Genomic DNA, 18,074 nt, shown 5'->3' with positions numbered 1-18,074 from the left:
TATTTATATTTTTGCCCCTATTTTTAATTAGCTATTATTTAGTGCCTAATAAAAATATCTCTGCAAAAAATGCGGTTGCCCTCGCAGGCTCGGTCATTTTTTTTGCCTGGGGAGAGCCGATTTTTGTTTTTGCTCTGCTTATTGGCACTTATTTTGACTATCAGATTTCCTTAAGACTAGCCCCTGAAAAACCTACAAAGCAAAGCTATAAAAAGCTCTTATTGATACTGGCAATTACGCTTAATACCTTAATTTTGATTCTGTCAAAATATCTGAATTTCATTTGTGCTGAAGTTTTGCCCTTAATGAAACCTTGGTTAGCTACCGAAGTTGCCTCACCCAATTTACCGCTTATTTTGGGTATTTCATTCATAACCTTCCACAAAATCAGTTATCTTGTTGATAGCTATAAAGGCCGAGCTGTACCGCCACGGCATTTTTTCGATTGCGCCCTCTATATCTTCCTATTCCCGCAACTGATTGCTGGCCCAATCATTCGTTACCATGATATTGGTAGTCAAATTCATGCAAGAACACACAGCATCGATGGTTTTATAAGTGGTTTTTTTCGCTTTACCATCGGACTAATTAAGAAGCTATTACTTGCAGATCCCTTAGGTCTGGTAGCTGATAAGGTTTTTGGCTTTGCTCCAGATGGTCTGACATCACTCTATGCCTGGGGCGGGATTATTGCCTATACCTTGCAGATTTATTTTGATTTCTCAGGCTACTCTGATATGGCAATTGGCTTAGCCAGAATGATTGGTTTTCGTTTCCCAGAGAACTTTAACCGGCCTTATACAGCACAAAGCGTTACTGATTTCTGGCAACGCTGGCACATCTCTTTATCGAATTGGATGAAGCTTTATCTCTATATTCCCCTAGGTGGAAATCGTGTAAGTATTCCTAGAACTTATATGAATCTCTGGATTGTATTTTTAATTTCTGGTTTCTGGCATGGCGCCAGTTGGAACTTTATTGTTTGGGGTGCTTACTATGGTTTCTTCCTCTGCTTAGAGCGAATCCTGGCAACAAGTACATTTTTTAAGAGGATTACCTTGCCTGGTTATTTCCATCAGTTGTTGACCCTTCTGATCATAACCATTGGTTGGGTATTTTTTAGATCGCCTACTCTAAGTTATGCGATAGATTACCTATTAGTCATGTTTGGCCTAAAAGGTTTAGCCTCCGGACAAGTTATTCCTTGGGGAATGATATTCAGTAACCATGCAATCACGACTATCTTTATCGGAATCATGCTCGCCACCTTAAGTACTCCAAAGCTCAGGGGATTAAAAGGCTTAAATTTTAGCTCAGGATGGAATAAAGCTGCGGAGCTTGAAGTTGGGGGGGCAGTTAGTTTGCAATTTATAATAAGCTTCTTCCTGCTTGTTTTGGCGGCATCAGCCATTGTTAGTTCTGATTATGTCCCCTTTCTTTATTTTAGGTTTTAAAAAATGAACCATTTTTTCGAAAGACTAAAATTCCTGATGCCAATAGCGTTAGTCCTATTACTATTAGTTCCCCTAGTGCAATTTGCAACCCACATTTATTCAGAAAGAAAACCTCTTTACGGCTACACTCCACCCATTAAAGAAAAACCAGCAAATCTTACAGCAGCTTTTTTCAATAAAAAACTGCAACCCTGGATAGAGCAATATTTTAATACCCACCTAGGATTTAGAGCCTACCTAATACGTAGTTATAACGAATTAAATTTTAAACTTTTTCGTGAAACGTCTAATGCTCAAATTCCGATTTTCGCAACGAAGGGACGTGGCTTGTATATTAGCGACACCGTCAACAACCTCAATGTTAATATTCTGAATAAAGACGCACTAGAGAAGCAGTACCAAGCAGAGGCCAAGGAGTTATTAAAAGTTCAAACCGCTTTGGCCGCCCAGGGTAAGTTTTTCGAGGTTGTTATCGCAACATCTAAGGCTTATGCCTATCCAGAAGAACTCGGTTCTCGTTATTTAGTAGGAGGCTCAGCGAACGTATTTACGCGCGTTGCTGATTTTGCCCAGATTCTGAAAAGAAGCGGGGTGAATGTTGTCGACTCAGGTCCGATCTTGCGCGATCTAATTCATCGAACAGGTGTTGAAACACATCCAGTATCTGGTGTGCACTGGAACCGTTATTCGGGTTGTGTGATAGCGTCTAAAATTCTAGAGGATTCCCGATCTCTATTCTCCGATATCGCTAAGATTAATTGCGGTGCGGAGCAACGAATATGGCCGAATTTATTTATGATCGATACCGATGGATATCAATTATTAAATGTCTGGTCAAAAATGGGATTATTGAGAAAAACCACCATTCCTACCGTCAAAGGTCTAACTAAAGATGCATTACGCCCCAAAATTGTTTTTATTGGAGATAGCTTTTCTGATCAAATCAATGAGGCCTGGAAGGACGCAGATATCTTGTCCTCCATAACAAGGTCTAATTATTTTCAAACCTATCAGGAAAGTACAGCAGAGAATGGCACTGTCACAAAGGATCAAAACATAGGTGAGCAAGTTATGGCGGCAATCGCCAAGAGTGATATCGTCGTCTTAGAGATGGTGGATTACAATGTGCCACGGCATGGTTATGGTTTTGCTGATTATTTTATAAAGCACTATGCTGATTTATAGGGGAGCTAATACTCTTAAATCTAAATGAATCAGCAATAGATCAATTCTGTATGAGAAATAGCTCATCCCCACCGGCAAAAAAAGAGCATAAGAGTAATAGGTCACCCCTATCCCAAATTCCCACGGCTTGACCGCGGGATCTAAGGGCTTAGAATGAGCTCAGGATCCCGCGGTCGAGCCGCGGGAATTCAATACTGGGGTGGGGGCTGACCTTGTGTCTTAAAAACATGATTTAATGGAAGCTTGTTACTGTCGTACAGTAGCAAATTAAAAGAAGCGACGGATCGCGGTGACCTTGGGCTACGAGCCCGTGTAATAGCAAGATCGGCGCTTCAACCCCTTAACCGAATTCGGACAGTTGCCAGGGACCTATGAGATACCGTATCTACAAGGCAGAGTGATTAAAGGAGCTCTATTATCATGTCTCAAGAAGAAAAAATCTATATTGGAATTGATGTGTCTAAGTCAGATTTAGATGTGTTTATTTTACCCAGTAGAAAATATATGCGGTTTAAAAATAATGCTGAGGGAATTAGAAAGCTTCTTGATAAAATCAAATTAATCTCGAATACGCTTATTATCATTGAGTCTACGGGGCTCCTCTGGCTTATGCGCTTATGGAGGCTGGGGTTTGTGTCTCTGTGGTTAATCCTCGCCAAATTAGAGATTTTGTCAAAGCCCTGGGCTGGTTAGCTAAAACAGACCAAATTGATGCAGAACTTATCGCCCTTTTCGCAAGTAAAATCGAACCTCAGCCGCAAATGATCTATAGTAACTAACAGCTCCTTTTAGCCAATAATAACGCTAGACGCCTCCAATTAATTCAGATGATTACCATGGAAAAAAACCGTCTCGATAAAGCATCGTCTGAGCAATGTGAATCGATTGGTCGTGTGTTAGAAGTATTGGAGCACGAGTTAGAACTGATTGATGAGGCTCAGCAAAAATTAGCAAATGGGCATGCAGATTTTTCTCAGAAGAATGAAATAGTTCAATCTATTAAAGGCGTAGCTTCTATTACTGCTTTGAGTATGCTTGCTGAACTGCCTGAGCTTGGCTCTATTGGACACAGCCGGATTAGTTCCTTTTAATCGGGATAGTGGAACTTTAAATGGCACTCGCGCCATTTGGGGTGGAAGAGCTTCTGTCAGAAGAGCTCTTTATATGGGGCTACTCTAGCTGCAACTAGACATAACCCTCAGATTAGGCAATTTTATCAGCGTTTATGTGCTTCGGGTAAAGCTAAAAAAACGGCACTTATTGCTGCTATGCGTAAATTATTAATTATCATGAATGCTCTTATCAGAAAAAAACAAATTGGGGTTAATTCTTCGCAGACCGTCTTGGTTTAAAAACTTTCTCCAAGACAGTTGCTATTATGCCTAAGATTTCCCGCTTTGCTATACCTACCTTTCAATTAACATAAATATAACTCTTTGATTATATTTATGTTAATTTTTTGTAGTATTGCCCTAATAGGGCTTAGCTTGCTGGAGTACTACACTGATTTAAATAAACAGGGCTAGGAAAACCCTCTTTCGCAGATGGCCGAGTGGGGTGGCCTATTGACGAACATAAAGAGCCGCTCATACTCGTTGCTTAAGCTATACGTTTCGACAAACACTCTAGAATTGATATCAATTATGATCATTCAAGCTTTGCACTAACAGCGATGCTTCCCTGATTGTGAGTGGCCTCTTCCATCTCCCGTTTCCATCTCTGCCAAAAATATCCGAGAATAATTTTTCTGAAGTGTTTCCGTTGTTTTATTACTATGCTTCCTAAGGCTATACCTCTTTTTTCAATATAAAAATAGGTCAAACTACTGATACCTATAGTAATTAAGACTGTACCAACCTGACTGAATAAATAGGAATATGTTTTATAAGAAATATATTGTTCCAGAAAGCTGTAAAACTTTAAAAACACAAGCATTTGTATAATAAATGGATGCACTAAATAAAGACTGAAGCTTATTGCTCCCAAATAATTAAATAGCTTATTATTCACTAAGGGATTTTGCCAATAACAAATAGCTAGAATAATTACCACAAAAGCTATACACCAGCCACCTTGCCTATATTTCTCGGTATTTCCAATAAATATTAAATTACTAGCTACTATACCAACCACAATCGCAATAGCTAGTATCATAAGTAATGTTCTGATTACAACTGCTTTTTGAGATTGTCTAAACCCACTTTTACACCAAATATGAAAAGCGAGCATTCCACTCATAAAATAGCAAAATTGGTTTGAACTATTCATATATCCATAAGTAGGGACACCAATTTCTGTATATTGTGCATGAGCCATCATTGCTAGTAGAAGAGATAAGACTAGTCCTATTAGGGCGCACCTTACATTAGTAGTGAAAAGCGAAATAAGAGGAAATAAAAAATAAAAAATCATTTCCACACCTATAGACCATCCAGCCCAGACGATGCTTTCTTGCTGATTAGGTACGTTATTAAATAAAAAAGATAGATTAATAATTATCTCACTGAAGGGATATAGCTTATCCCATACTATGTAAGCAGTTATCATCCACACAACAAGCATAGAATAAAATAATGGTGCGATACGGAAAAACCGCTTGATGTAAAAATTTATAATGGAATCATTTTCAGATAATTTACCTTGATAGACATAGGCGATTATAAAACCACTAACAGCAAAAAAAAGAGGAACGGCCATCCCAAAATAAGGCAAAATAGCTGCGACAATATTTGGTGGTGTCAATTTTGGTAAGGCAGTGGCATGGAAAACAATAACCATAAACGCACTTACCATACGAATCGTATCAATTCCTTTTAAATGCACAATCCCCGTTTTTTTTTCCACACTAAGTCTCCTAGCTTATTAATATAAGTTACTTTGCATTTTCAACTTTATTAGGAGGTTAATTTTCAACAGGATATAAAATCTCCTGTACTTTTTTCTTGTAGTTGTCTATTTTTCTTAAAGTTCTGTCGTCTGGTCTTATCATGTCGCCAATGTATTGCTGCATAAAATAAATTTCTTCTAAGTGTTGTATTTTATGTTCAGAAGATTGTGTTACGCTTTGCTTATGCCGCCGATGATAGTTTAGAGATTTGGCAATAAAAGCTAATTTTCCCTGTTTTAGTATTTCCGAGTAAAGCATCCAGTCTCCCGCAACTTTGAACTCATTTAGTTCAGTGCAGTGACTCAAAGCTTTTTTGATTCTGTCTTTGCGAAAAAGAACTGCGCTAATGTTAGGGATGGTATTTTTAATACAAAGAGCCTCCGAAAGTTCCTGTATTCCTGATATTGTATAATTCTTCAGCCATTTTTCTTTAGAAATATCATTGGTATACGCCAAATAATTCAAATCCAAAATATGATTGTTTTCATCAATTTGATAGGACTGTGTATAAGCTAGATTAACAAGTTCATCGTCAAAGGAATCGATTGTTGACTGGATAAATTGTTTATCAGCAATATCATCAGCTTCGCATATCCAAACATAATCCCCTTGCGCGAGCTCAATTCCCTTTTTCCATTGAGCAAAAGCAGAACCTGAATTTGTTTTATTCTCTATAATACGCCATGGAATAGGAGAATCTTTCAGACAGTTGAGTGCAACCTCTACGCTATTATCTGTTGAGCAGTCATCCATAAATAAAATTTCAAAGATAGGATAGGTCTGATTGGTAATGGATCCCAGCCGAGCATTCAGATATTGTGCATAATTAAAGTTTGGAATAATAACTGATATTTTTTTCAAGGGAATTCTACTATAGCTTAATAGATCCCAGGCATAGCGATGAAAAGAAAAGTGTTCGGCAATCAGTTTTGCACCCAGATCACCCAAGCGATAATTCTCTTCCTCATTTTCCAACAGGCTGATAATAGCTAAGGCAAACGCGCTCGTATCTTCATAAGGAACAAGTAGTCCACAGCCTTTTTCCAGCAACTCAGCAAAACCTCCCGTATCGGAGAAACCAATAACAGGGAGCCCTACTTCTAATGCCTGTAATACCACTGAAGGAAAGGGATCTTTTCGTGAAGTTAATGCAAATATATCTGCGCCTGCAAAGAAAATATCTGTATCGGAAACAAAAGATTGAAAAATAATATGCTTCGCAAAAAGTGAGTTAGTTAGATGTTTCTCTATCTGTATTTGCATCTGATGATCAAAATCACCTACCCAAATAAAATAGGTATTGAGATGCATCCTTAATACTTGCTCAGCTATTGCTACAAATAAGTCAGTGCCTTTTCGAGGGTAAGCATATCCCATCGCTAAAATAATTTTTGCATCATGTTGCAGGCCAAATCTGTCACGTAATGCTCTCCTTGCTTGATCTTTTTCAAGTAGGAGAGAGTTTTTCCTAATGAGCCCCTGAGGTCGAATAATTATATTATCTGGTTCAAAGGGATAAACCGCGCAAAAAGAATCAGCTACATATTTTGCAGGAAAAACAACCTTGCTAGCGAATTTGAACACATTTTCAGCATATACATCCAATTGCATTTCATGAATTGTATGAGGTAATTCATGAACAAGCACAACGCAATCAAGCCCTTCTTGCGCGAAATTCTGCAGTATAGGGCAGCTAGCTATGGTATTAAATAGAGCTATCTGGTACTGATTGGAAAGAAGTGACTGAATTAATTCTTTTGTTTTTAGGTTAGGAATGTCTTCTTTCGTAATGAGATGAACTATACCGAGTTTTTCAAACTCAGGGATTAGTATGCCGCCTTCAAGCAAAATAATTTCTATGTTGAATTTAAATTCATAGCGTAAAGTACTTATTATTTTCAAAGCTAGAAGCTGCGCGCCACAGGCATGAGCATCATGGGAGATAAAAACTAGTTTATTCGCCGAATTTGCCAGTACTTTTTCAGCCAGTGCATCGTAAGTAGCTTGTAACCAGGCATAACCATAACGCCTGTCTGGTTCCAAGTGCGCACCTTCTGCCCATTCATTCCACGCATTGATAAATACAGATTGCGCCTTATTATTATTTCTTTGTGTGAACTCAATAGACTCTTGTAACCATTCCTTATAAGCCTCAGGTGTTGTGTTAATGGCCGAATATCCACCCCCTGGCTTCCTAGCCTCATTATCCCATGAGGGGCAAACTGTTCTGATTAATGTGTCTGATTTTTCTATCTCGCGAGCCTTCGTCACCATGTAGTTATAATCAAAAGTATAACCTACATAATTCGGATTAAAATACTCGACCGAGCCATTCATCTGAGGCGCCCCGATAGAAAGCCAGTGAGGGGGAAACTCAATCAAGGAGTCAAAACCTTCAGGCAGTGTATGTGTTTCGAAGCCTTTCACAGCTACAAGATACAATTCGCCGATTCCCACTGAACGACAGTAATCGCGCCAGACCCCGATCATCTTGTGAGCATCTGGAAGTTTATCAGCACGGTATACAATCAAAAGAGGGCAGCCATTTACTCTGATATACCTTAGATCTCGAAAAATGCTTTCCAGTTCTTTAATAAAAGCCAAACTATCATCTTCGGCGTAGTTCTGTTTGATTAAAATTTCATTTTCAAGTCCATCCCATCTTCGTGTCCAGTTTTCATTCGCCCAACTTACGCAAAAAGGAAAATCCAGTGAAGGATTAGCTAACATGGTCTCTATGGGACAGTTAAGCAATTTCTTGCCACTAAACCAGTAATAATGGTAACAAAACCCATGAATGCCGTAATTCTTAGCTAGTTCGATTTGTCGTTTTTGAATATCGATAATGCGCAAGTCATAAAAACCTAGTTCCCCAGGTAAATGAGGTTGATAATGGCCTGAAAATTGAGGGATAGCTTTACTTACATTAGTCCACTCTGTAAAACCTTTGCCCCACCAACTATCATTTTCAGGGATAGGGTGAAATTGTGGTAGGTAAAAAGCTATTAACTTAATATCTGTTGCAAGAGAGGAGTTCTTCTGAAAAGGCACATAATCAGCACTTTTACCGGACGCTTGATTAAATAACTGTGTTAATAATTGAGAATTGGTTGTTGCCAAAGAGGCACTGTCTGTTACCAAAGGCTCAGTGTCTGTTACCAAAGGCTCAGTGTCTGTTACCAAAGGCTCAGTGTCTGTTACCAAAGGCTCAGTGTCTGTTACCAAAGGCTCAGTGTCTGTTACCAAAGGCTCAGTGTCTGTTACCAAAGGCTTACTGTCTGTTACCAAAGGCTTACTGTCTGTTACCAAAGGCTTACTGTCTGTTACCAAAGGCTCAGTGTCTGTTACCAAAGGCTTACTGTCTGTTACCAAAGAGATGTTATCTGTTGTCTTAAGAAAACTATTCTTCCCCAACCAGACTATTTTCTTTATTTTTGAGTAAAACGCCTTTGGGTATAATCTTAATGCCCTATAGGGAAAAGTGATCCGCCAACTAAAAGAAGACAAAATTTCGTTAATTGTATTATTTAATGAAAGAATAATTTGTGATTTTTGCTCGAGCTCCGCCATTACCCCTTGAACATGCTCATCAAATTGGCGATTAGCGATATGAAGAGATGCTAACTGATCGTGAAATTGTCTATTACTTTTTCGAACCAAACGGTTTACTTTTTGGAGGGTGTCTGAGATACAGATTAATTGTTGGGCATTATTGCCTTGCGATATGGGCTGAGGAGTATCAATAGAAAAAAGATAAAAAACAAGCTCGCTACTAAAAATAATGTCCGTGCCTGACTCTAATACACCAAACTTGTTTATCAAACAGTATGCAACAACATATTGATAGAACTTCTTAAATTCGTAGACTTTATTATTTTCTGACAATTCACTCTTCAACAATGAGTCAATAGGAAACATCTCGTTCAAACTAAATCCCCTGTAGTTAAACTTTCGCGAGTTAAGGACAAGACTGCTCTTATTCAGTTCAAAAAGCTCGGCTATTCTATGTAGGCAGATCTCTAATTGTCAATGAAAAACTGTACAGAAGCCCCTCCCACAAAAGTTCTACATTTTTTATAATAATGTATTGAAGGCGTAGCTGTTTAGAGTAGAAAACCCGCCAGCCATTCGCGGTTTAATTGCTACCACCAATTTTAAAATTCTTAAGCATCCAAGCAGCCTCTCTAGAATCCTTTGCACTCAATGGAGTTGCCTTACCATCGGTTTCAATAATAACTTGTCTAAGTGAAGCGGGTGGTATATCGATTACCCCCTCAAAAGAAGCCTCTCTGCTTGTATTTCCTTGATTAATAATAATATCTTCAGTTTTGTTATCGTCTGTAATTAGATGTAGGGTTAACTGTTGCTCACCTCGAGTTTGATATTCGAAACTTATTTTTGTTTTCAATTGATCCTTGGCAAACAGCAATGGGTTCAGCTCTATATTTATTTTATTTTTGACCCAGTACCACTCGTTTTCCCCATCGCTTTCTCTACCGTAACTATCTGTTACAGATATAATTTGAAAATATCCCAGCCGTTCTAATTTGCCGATGTGGAAGGGATCAATTAGGACGCCTTGTTCCACCATTCTATTATGCTTAAGCTCAACTACACAGGCTCCTAGAGCCGGTTCCTGTACATAATTTTGTCGGGGCAGGAATTGATAGATATAGGGGTCATCAGACCAGTCAGATGCAACTTTTCTATCATACAAATAGTAGACAACCATTTGCCTGTATTTAAGATTGCCCATAGGAAAATTCAAGTAAACAGGAAGATCAGCAGGGCATTGGGCTAATACCGTCTTTCGTAGATCAAGATATACCTGCTCAATGTTTCTTGTTTTAGGGTACATATAGTGAATTTGTAAAAACCGAAGTTTTGACATATGGATAGTCGTGAGAAAACACAAAATAACTAAAGACAAGATACCATAGTCATTCAGTTTACCTAGATAGCGTCTTGTCGAGGCAATAGCAGCTATAACCAGTACCATCGCAAAGGGATGAGCCCAATCTGTTAATTTAAATTGGCTCCAACTTTGTCCTTTTCCTACAGGAAATGGTGAGGCAACAAAATAGCGATAGATCAATACCGCTAATAAAAATACAACACAAACGACAGCAGCCGGTAAAAGAGTACCCTTTAAGATTTCTAGTTTAATATAGTTGGCTCTAACAGCCAGAAATAATAGCAAAAGGGCGAAAAGGGAAGCGCCTAAATAAAAATGGAGCCTGATAGTCATTGGTAGAGTCCACTGAAAGGGATCAGACCATACGCCACCATGAACTCCAAACATATGGCCTATATAACCTAACAAAGTCCAATCAACAGGTGAACCGACAACAGCACCAGACTCGAATCCTAAGGCGGTTATAACACGCAATATTTCTGAATTAACAATTAAAAAGGAAACGCCAAACAGAACGATATTAAATAGGAATAGCTTTTTCCATGCCTTAAAGCGATAAGCCATAATCAAACTGCTTAGCCCGAGTGCTAAACAGAGGAAGGGGGCCGGCTCAGGATAGGTATAAATCAAACCGACTAGCAGTAATATCGCGGGCAAACTAGCTCTAACAATAGTGCGCCCCTTTGGATTTTCTTTGCTAATCCAAGCCAAAAGTGGTCCAACAAGAAAGAGCAGACCACCACCAACAGCAAGCCCAACACATTGCGACATAAAACCAGAATTAGCACTGAGTACAAGCCCACCCAGGCTTAAAGCGGGTAAACTAAGTAAGGCAAAACGATAAAATCGTCGCATAGGTCTTAAGGCGGTAGCTATCGGAAAACCCATTGCTAGGCAACAGACTGTGATTGATGAACCAACCACGGAGGGATAAACATCATAAGACCATTGAATTCTCAGTAATGCCTGGATTAGTGCCATTAGAAAACTTCCGCCCATTCTCAAGCCCAAGCTCTGAAAATTAGCAACAGCCGAGTCATAGGGTATGACTTGCTCAGGAGGGATAGTCTTAGCAAAAGCATTAGATTGCAGCCAGTTGGCGTGCGTCAGATAGAAATAAGCATCGTTATGGGGATTAAACCCACCGTATTTATACAAAATACACAAGATACTTGTCCCACAGATGACGCCGACTAAGCTTACTACCACAGCATGTTGTAATGCAGAATATCTGTTTTGCTCGCGATAAAGAGCCCAAATAAATAGCGCACTAATACCGACCGGTACCACTGGGGTATTGCCTAGGGGTAAAAAACGTCCAACAAAGCATGCAAAAATAGTAAGTGTTGCTAAACCAAATACGGGGGATAAATAAAATCTTGCTGGTGCTTGCATTTTATAGGGAAGAGCCACAGCCCATAATCGACCGATTATCGTACTCAAAAATAAAGTGAACACTTGTGATAACAGTGCAGTCCAAAATATTTCTGTTCCAAAATAATTCATTCTAAGATCTCTATTTCCGGGGACAACTTGGGTAAGTGTTCACACAATGGCGTCAACTTAAGTAAATTTATGCCGCATCCCCCCCTCTCTCTAACTCCCACTGCCATTAAGTTAAGGCAGGTTTTGTCATTCTCGCAAAGGCGGGAAAATATTTCTAGCTAAGCACAGTGCCAATGTAGAGATGGTTTCCCGCCTTTGCGGGAATGACAAATGCCCTTAACTTAATGGCAGTGTCTCTAACTCTCTCCTCAAGGGGAAAGAGGACATATCGTCTTCGAACCTGAGGTATTGCTCCTTAAGTTGACGCCATTGAGTATTCACGTCCTATTCACAGAAAGTCTGTATTTGATACTTTAATACCGTTGCTCTTGTTCCGAGCAGTCCGTAGCCTGGATACAGCGAAGCGAAATCCGGGTAGCCGGCTCACAGTTACCGCAGGCCATCCCGCCATAACTCAATCTGCCCCAAAGTACTCTCTTTCACAGCACGAGAATTAGCATAATATTCCCTATACCAAGCAGCAGTTTCCGCAATAACTTGTTTAGTGTCCCAAACAGAGCTCCATTTAAGAAGCGCTTTGGCCATCGAGCTATCCAAAGCAAGGGCGCTAGCCTCAGGAAGGGGGTTTTGCATATAGTTCAGCTTCGGGCGTTCCCAACACTCACACATCAGCTCTAGTACATCTCGCACAGAATAAGACTGGGGATCTTGGGGGCCAAGATTCCAGGCACGAGCATAGGTTGCAGGATTATCAGAGATTAGCCCCGCCAATAGCATCATATAGCCATGCACTAGGGCCAGAACATGCTGCCAGGGTCTCGTTGCATCGGGATAACGCAAAGTCATTGAGTCGCCGCTGGTTACCGCACGGACAAAGTCAGGAATTAAGCGGTCTTCTGACCAATCACCACCACCAATAATATTGCCGCCTCGGGCTATAGCAATCGCCGGTCCCTTGTTTTCCTGCCAGGGATAAGATGCGGCATAACTATATATAACCATCTCTGCTGCGGCCTTTGACGCACTATAGGGATCTTTCCCCCCTAAGGCATCCTCTTCACGATAGGGCCAGAGCCATTCCTTATTCTTATAGACCTTATCGGTGGTAACACATAAAACAGCCTTAACACTTTTAACCAAACGGGCTGCTTCAAGGACATGGACAGTGCCTTGTGAGTTAACAGCAAAGGTCCGCACAGGTTCTTGATAGGATCGACGCACCAAGGGTTGTGCGGCTAGATGCAAAATCATGTCGGGTTGAAAATCATCGACCGTTTTTAGTAAGGCATCATAATCACAAAGATCGCCCAAGGTTGTTGGCACTGTGTCTTGTAGATTCAGGGCATCGAATAAAGAAGGAGAGGTATTTGGTGGCAGAGAGTAACCCGCTAGTTTTGCGCCAATGCGTTGTAACCACAGACAAGCCCAGCCACCTGTGAAACCAGTATGCCCCGTGACAAGAATCTTTTTGTTGGTTAATGACTGTTCAAAAGGCAACAAACTCATAGGGAAATACCTCGTTTTATGAAGATAATCACGACTCAAAGATTGAAAAAAAAATAATCAACTTCCATTTTTATGCCCAAAATAGTACGATACTCATTTTGCTAAAGCAATTTATTCTTCAGTTTCATGCTATTTGGCCTAGTTAAATCGCAAATAAATACTCAGTTTAGATGAAGAAAATTCGCGATTAAGTGAAATCTAATTGCTATTAAAATAATCCGGAATATAGATACTTTTAATGAACATTGAGAATCAAGAGCTAAGGAAAGTTATGCATTTAATTCCCATAATCCTTTGTGGCGGAGAAGGCGCACGTCTATGGCCAGTTTCGCGGGAAATGCACCCTAAACCCTTCATTCGTCTTGATAATGGTCATAGTCTGTTACAAAAAGCCTTTTTGCATGGGACAGGATTGCCAGGGGTTATGGAAATACTCACAGTAACTAATCGTGAACTTTTCTTCAAAATTGAAGATGAATTTCGTGAGATAAATGACAGCGCTGTAACCACATCTTTTATACTCGAACCCTTCAAAAGGAATACCGCAGCAGCTATTGCCACCGCCGCCCTACAAGTAATGAAAACTTATGGTGAAGAAAGCTTGATATTGGTTTTAAGCGCAGATGACTTAATAAGTGATCAAGATGCCTTTCAGCAGGCTGTTTCTGCGGCCTCCGTATTGGCCTTAAAGGACAAGCTTGTTGCCTTTGGTATGAAAGCTCAGGATGCCAGTGCAAGCTATAGCTTCATCGAGCATGAAGATGGCCAGATTCTAAATTTCATAGAAGAACCAGATTTAGCGCAGACTCATGAATACCTGAATAACGATCGGTACTTATGGAGTTCAGGAATCTTCCTTTTCAAAGCAGGAACGATTTTACAAGCCATTGAAAAGCAATGCCCTCAGATTCTACACACACTTAGAACCTGCGTAGAACAATCCCAGTTTATTTCTGGTAAGAACTTCAATCGACTTGATCTTGAGTCATCAAGCTTTGGCGATGTTCCTGAAAAAACCATTGAAGAAATTATTATGGCTGATAGATCTCAGGCTGCCGTTATTCCCTGTGATATCCACTGGACCTCTATCAGTTCGTGGAACGCTCTGAGTGAGTTAATGCCAGCAGATATCAATGGCAATCGCATCGACGGTGAGGCATTTCTGCATGATGTCGAAAACTGTCATATCCAAAGTGATAGTCGGTTAATAGGTGCTGTTGGCGTAAATAATCTCATGATCATTGATACCCATGACGCATTATTAGTTGCAGACAAATCCCGGACTCATGATATTGAACATATTTATACCAAGTTAAAAATTCAAAATCACGAAGCTCACAAGTTTCACCGCACAGTGCATCGTCCTTGGGGCAGTTATACTATTTTAGAAGAAAGTGAACGCTTTAAGATTAAACGAATTGAGGTAAAACCCGGGGCAAGCTTAAGTTTACAAATGCATCATCATCGTAGTGAGCATTGGATCGTAGTCAGCGGGATGGCTAGCGTAACCAATGGCGAAGAGACTTTTTTCGTTAAAACAAATGAGTCCACCTATATCCCAGCAGGACATAAGCATCGCCTTGAAAATCCTGGCGTTCTCAATTTAGTGATGATTGAAGTACAAAGCGGCGAATATTTAGGTGAAGACGATATTGTTCGCTTCCAAGATAACTATGGGCGAGTTTAGTGATACAATTCGCAACTATTTGAAAGAGGTAAAGGATAAAAATGAAGACAGCGTTGATTTTAGGTGTGACAGGTCAAGATGGAACCTACCTTGCTGAGTTATTACTTAAAAAAAATTACATTGTGCATGGCATAAAGCGGCGCGCATCACTGTTTAATACAGCACGTATTGATCATCTTTATCAGGATCCCCATGCTGAAAATCGTAATTTCATCTTACACCATGGTGATTTAACCGATTCTACGAATCTGATTCGAATCATCCAAGAAGTGCAACCTGACGAGATTTATAATCTGGCCGCAATGAGCCATGTTGCTGTGAGTTTTGAAACACCGGAATACACAGCAAACGCGGATGGAATTGGAACTTTACGAATTCTAGAAGCAATTCGCCTGCTTGGCCTTGAGAAAAAAACCAAATTTTATCAAGCATCTACTTCCGAGCTTTATGGCCTGGTTCAAGAGACTCCCCAAAAGGAAACAACCCCGTTCTATCCGCGCAGCCCTTATGCTGTTGCCAAGCTCTACGCCTATTGGATTACAGTTAACTATCGTGAAGCTTATGGCATCTATGCTTGTAACGGAATTTTATTCAATCATGAAAGCCCCTTACGTGGGGAAACTTTCGTAACTCGTAAAATCACCCGCGCTCTGGCACGCATTAAGCTGGGAATGCAAGACTGCCTCTACCTGGGTAATCTTGACGCACTGCGTGATTGGGGACACGCCCGTGATTATGTCGAAATGCAATGGTTAATGCTCCAACAAGAAGAAGCGGAAGACTTCGTAATTGCTACAGGTGAACAATATAGCGTGCGCGAATTTGTAGAAACAGCTGCTGCTGAAATTGACATTAAAATCACCTGGGAAGGCGACGGTGTTAATGAAATCGGAAAAGATCAACAAGGGAATGCTATCGTTCGTGTTGACCCACGCTATTTCCGTCCGGCAGAAGTGGCGACACTCCTCGGTGATGCAACCAAAGCACGTGAAAAGTTGGGCTGGGTTCCGAGAACAAGCTTCAAAGAGCTGGTCTCAGAAATGATGCTTAGCGATTTGAATGCAGCACGCCAGGATGAGCTAATGCGAAGCCATGGTTTTGCTACTTATGATTACCATGAGTGAGGTGAGTGAATATGCCAAAGATCTATGTTGCAGGGCATCGTGGCATGGTTGGTTCAGCTATTGTAAGATGCTTGGATCAGGCGGGCTATACTAACTTAGTCCTACGTAATCACGCTGAGCTTGATTTAACGAATCAAGCTGCGGTGACGGCTTTTCTCAAGGCTGAAAAACCCGAATACGTCTTTATTGCTGCAGCAAAGGTAGGGGGCATTCACGCGAACAATACCTATCGCGCGGAATTTATCTATGAAAATCTGATGGTTCAAGCCAATGTCATTCATGCTGCCTGGCAGGCAGGTGTTAAACGTTTGTTATTCCTTGGCTCAAGTTGTATTTATCCCCGCGATTGTGCGCAACCCATCAAAGAAGACTATTTGTTAACAGGTCCCTTGGAGCAAACCAACGAGCCCTATGCTATAGCTAAAATCGCTGGGATCAAGCTTTGTGAAAGCTACAATCGCCAGTATGGTACGCAATATATAAGCGCGATGCCGACCAACCTTTATGGTCCTAATGACAATTATGACTTAAATAATAGTCATGTTTTACCGGCACTTATGCGTAAATCTCATGAGGCAAAGCTTAGAGGTGATAAGCAACTGGTTGTTTGGGGCTCTGGAACACCGATGCGGGAATTTCTCTATGTTGATGACATGGCAGACGCCTGTGTTTATCTAATGGAAAATGACATTGCCGATGGAATTTTTAATATTGGTTCTGGAACAGACGTAAGTATTCGGGAACTAGCGGAAATAATCATGGAAGTTGTTGGTTTTACAGGTGACATTATTTTTGATACCACAAAACCAGACGGCACACCACGCAAGCTTTTGGATGTAGAGAAGATGAGAACTCTTGGCTGGTCAGCCCGAACAGCGCTAAGAGATGGAATTGCCAAGACCTATCAAGATTTTTTAAAACACAACCATAGAAACTAATGTCAATGCAACCACAAGTAACCATCGCTGTGCCATCCTTTAACCAAGGGCGCTTCCTGGATAAGGCCTTAGCCTCTATTTTCGAACAGGATCTGCCTGTAGAAGTTTTTGTGCTTGATGGCGGATCTTCTGACAATTCTGTTGAGGTCATAAAAAAGTGGGAACATAAATTAGCTGGCTGGCGCAGTCAACGAGACAATGGCCAGTCTGCAGCTATTAATGAAGGCATTGCCAAAGGGTCCGCCCCCTATGTTTGCTGGATAAATAGTGATGATTGGTTATTGCCAGGCGGCCTATCTTCTTTAATTAACACCTTGAATCAGCATCCCAAAGCGCCAGCAGCTTATGGGAAAGCCTGGAATTTTATCGAGAAAAATCAGTCCATGCGCCCTGTTTGGGTTGAACCTTTTAACGTCCGCCGCTTGGCCTTACGCTGTATTATTGCTCAACCAGCAACCTTGATGAGACGTTCCGCATGGGAAGCCATCGGAGGCTTGGATGAAAGTCTGCATATGACAATGGACTATGATCTGTGGTGGCGCCTGTTTAAGACTTTTGGACCGCTTATCCATGTTGATAACTTTGTTGCGGTAAATAGAGAGCATGAGCTCACAAAGACGAAAACCAACCGCCGCCTGCATTATCAAGAGGCAATAAAAACAATTAGAAAACATCACAGCCATGTTCCACTTAAATGGTGGCTTGCTCAACCTTATAAGGTTTGGCTGAAATCAATAACCGGTTAAAAACACATATTCGTTGTAATAGGTCACGCCCCCTCTGCATTCCGTCATCCAGAGCGCAGCGAAGGATCTCCGGGATTAGCAGGGTGCCACATTCAGAAGACCCTTCGCTGCGCTCTGGATGACGGG

14 protein-coding genes are annotated in these 18,074 nt (G+C 40.7%); 10 read left to right on the top strand and 4 right to left on the bottom strand.

The window, feature by feature from the left end; all coding sequences use genetic code 11:
• The first annotated feature begins 41 nt into the window (after positions 1 to 41).
• The 6 genes from BN1094_RS02375 to BN1094_RS20245 all read left to right on the top strand — a co-directional run bounded on the left by BN1094_RS02375 (position 42) and on the right by BN1094_RS20245 (position 3,818).
• On the top strand, positions 42 to 1,454 hold the full coding sequence (locus BN1094_RS02375) for an MBOAT family O-acyltransferase (RefSeq protein ID WP_245614130.1): 1,413 nt from the start codon (positions 42 to 44) through the stop codon (positions 1,452 to 1,454).
• 3 nt (positions 1,455 to 1,457) lie between these two features.
• Positions 1,458 to 2,639 carry an alginate O-acetyltransferase AlgX-related protein gene (locus BN1094_RS02370; protein WP_043872800.1) on the top strand — a complete coding sequence of 394 codons (1,182 nt, stop codon included), beginning with the start codon at positions 1,458 to 1,460 and terminating at the stop codon, positions 2,637 to 2,639.
• Between the two features lie 420 nt (positions 2,640 to 3,059).
• Entirely contained in the window at positions 3,060 to 3,332 is a 273-nt protein-coding gene (locus tag BN1094_RS19745) for an IS110 family transposase (protein ID WP_052403087.1), read from the top strand.
• Complete coding sequence (locus BN1094_RS20250; protein WP_081934943.1) at positions 3,257 to 3,418, top strand: hypothetical protein; 162 nt, start codon at positions 3,257 to 3,259, stop codon at positions 3,416 to 3,418. Before BN1094_RS19745 ends, BN1094_RS20250 begins: the two co-directional genes overlap by 76 nt.
• Positions 3,419 to 3,475: 57 nt before the next feature.
• Positions 3,476 to 3,730, top strand: a complete 255-nt coding sequence (locus BN1094_RS19600; protein ID WP_052403086.1) for a hypothetical protein — start codon at positions 3,476 to 3,478, stop codon at positions 3,728 to 3,730.
• Positions 3,675 to 3,818 carry a transposase gene (locus BN1094_RS20245; RefSeq protein WP_081934941.1) on the top strand — a complete coding sequence of 48 codons (144 nt, stop codon included), beginning with the start codon at positions 3,675 to 3,677 and terminating at the stop codon, positions 3,816 to 3,818. Before BN1094_RS19600 ends, BN1094_RS20245 begins: the two co-directional genes overlap by 56 nt.
• Before the next feature lie 468 nt (positions 3,819 to 4,286).
• Here the strand turns inward: BN1094_RS20245 and BN1094_RS02360 are convergent, their stop codons facing one another.
• The 4 genes from BN1094_RS02360 to rfbG form a co-directional block, all read right to left on the bottom strand.
• A complete protein-coding gene (locus BN1094_RS02360; protein WP_043872799.1) occupies positions 4,287 to 5,483 on the bottom strand; it encodes an acyltransferase family protein in 1,197 nt (398 codons plus the stop codon).
• Between the two features lie 58 nt (positions 5,484 to 5,541).
• Complete coding sequence (locus BN1094_RS02355) at positions 5,542 to 9,444, bottom strand: glycoside hydrolase family 99-like domain-containing protein (protein ID WP_052403084.1); 3,903 nt, start codon at positions 9,442 to 9,444, stop codon at positions 5,542 to 5,544.
• Positions 9,445 to 9,661: 217 nt separating this feature from the next.
• Entirely contained in the window at positions 9,662 to 11,947 is a 2,286-nt protein-coding gene (locus BN1094_RS02350; RefSeq protein WP_043872798.1) for a hypothetical protein, read from the bottom strand.
• Positions 11,948 to 12,376: 429 nt separating this feature from the next.
• The gene (gene rfbG / locus BN1094_RS02345; RefSeq protein ID WP_043872797.1) at positions 12,377 to 13,453 is read right to left on the bottom strand and encodes a CDP-glucose 4,6-dehydratase; all 1,077 of its coding nucleotides are present in this window, start codon (positions 13,451 to 13,453) and stop codon (positions 12,377 to 12,379) included.
• Between the two features lie 238 nt (positions 13,454 to 13,691).
• Between rfbG and BN1094_RS02340 the strand changes: the two genes are divergently transcribed.
• From BN1094_RS02340 to BN1094_RS02325, 4 genes are read left to right on the top strand one after another with little or no spacing between them, the layout of a single operon-like run.
• Positions 13,692 to 15,140: a mannose-1-phosphate guanylyltransferase/mannose-6-phosphate isomerase gene (locus BN1094_RS02340; RefSeq protein ID WP_245614128.1), complete on the top strand. Its 1,449-nt coding sequence runs from the start codon at positions 13,692 to 13,694 to the stop codon at positions 15,138 to 15,140.
• Positions 15,141 to 15,181: 41 nt separating this feature from the next.
• A complete protein-coding gene (gmd, locus tag BN1094_RS02335; RefSeq protein WP_043872796.1) occupies positions 15,182 to 16,264 on the top strand; it encodes a GDP-mannose 4,6-dehydratase in 1,083 nt (360 codons plus the stop codon).
• 11 nt (positions 16,265 to 16,275) lie between these two features.
• On the top strand, positions 16,276 to 17,202 hold the full coding sequence (fcl, locus tag BN1094_RS02330; protein ID WP_099908957.1) for a GDP-L-fucose synthase: 927 nt from the start codon (positions 16,276 to 16,278) through the stop codon (positions 17,200 to 17,202).
• On the top strand, positions 17,202 to 17,948 hold the full coding sequence (locus BN1094_RS02325; protein WP_218054596.1) for a glycosyltransferase family 2 protein: 747 nt from the start codon (positions 17,202 to 17,204) through the stop codon (positions 17,946 to 17,948). Before fcl ends, BN1094_RS02325 begins: the two co-directional genes overlap by 1 nt.
• The last annotated feature ends 126 nt before the right edge of the window (positions 17,949 to 18,074 follow it).

It is taken from the genome of Legionella massiliensis (genome assembly GCF_000756815.1).
Classification (GTDB): domain Bacteria; phylum Pseudomonadota; class Gammaproteobacteria; order Legionellales; family Legionellaceae; genus Tatlockia; species Tatlockia massiliensis.
Note: the sequence above shows the minus strand (reverse complement) of the source record. Positions and strands in the feature narration are given on the sequence as shown.

Excerpts from the sequence above, each read along its gene's own strand:
- BN1094_RS02370 (WP_043872800.1), top strand. The coding sequence starts at position 1,458 with ATGAACCATTTTTTCGAAAGACTAAAATTCCTGATGCCAATAGCGTTA.
- rfbG (WP_043872797.1), bottom strand. The coding sequence starts at position 13,453 with ATGAGTTTGTTGCCTTTTGAACAGTCATTAACCAACAAAAAGATTCTT.
- BN1094_RS20250 (WP_081934943.1), top strand. The coding sequence starts at position 3,257 with ATGGAGGCTGGGGTTTGTGTCTCTGTGGTTAATCCTCGCCAAATTAGA.
- BN1094_RS02340 (WP_245614128.1), top strand. The coding sequence starts at position 13,692 with ATGAACATTGAGAATCAAGAGCTAAGGAAAGTTATGCATTTAATTCCC.
- gmd (WP_043872796.1), top strand. The coding sequence starts at position 15,182 with ATGAAGACAGCGTTGATTTTAGGTGTGACAGGTCAAGATGGAACCTAC.
- BN1094_RS19600 (WP_052403086.1), top strand. The coding sequence starts at position 3,476 with ATGGAAAAAAACCGTCTCGATAAAGCATCGTCTGAGCAATGTGAATCG.
- BN1094_RS02355 (WP_052403084.1), bottom strand. The coding sequence starts at position 9,444 with ATGTTTCCTATTGACTCATTGTTGAAGAGTGAATTGTCAGAAAATAAT.
- fcl (WP_099908957.1), top strand. The coding sequence starts at position 16,276 with ATGCCAAAGATCTATGTTGCAGGGCATCGTGGCATGGTTGGTTCAGCT.
- BN1094_RS19745 (WP_052403087.1), top strand. The coding sequence starts at position 3,060 with ATGTCTCAAGAAGAAAAAATCTATATTGGAATTGATGTGTCTAAGTCA.
- BN1094_RS02325 (WP_218054596.1), top strand. The coding sequence starts at position 17,202 with ATGTCAATGCAACCACAAGTAACCATCGCTGTGCCATCCTTTAACCAA.
- BN1094_RS02350 (WP_043872798.1), bottom strand. The coding sequence starts at position 11,947 with ATGAATTATTTTGGAACAGAAATATTTTGGACTGCACTGTTATCACAA.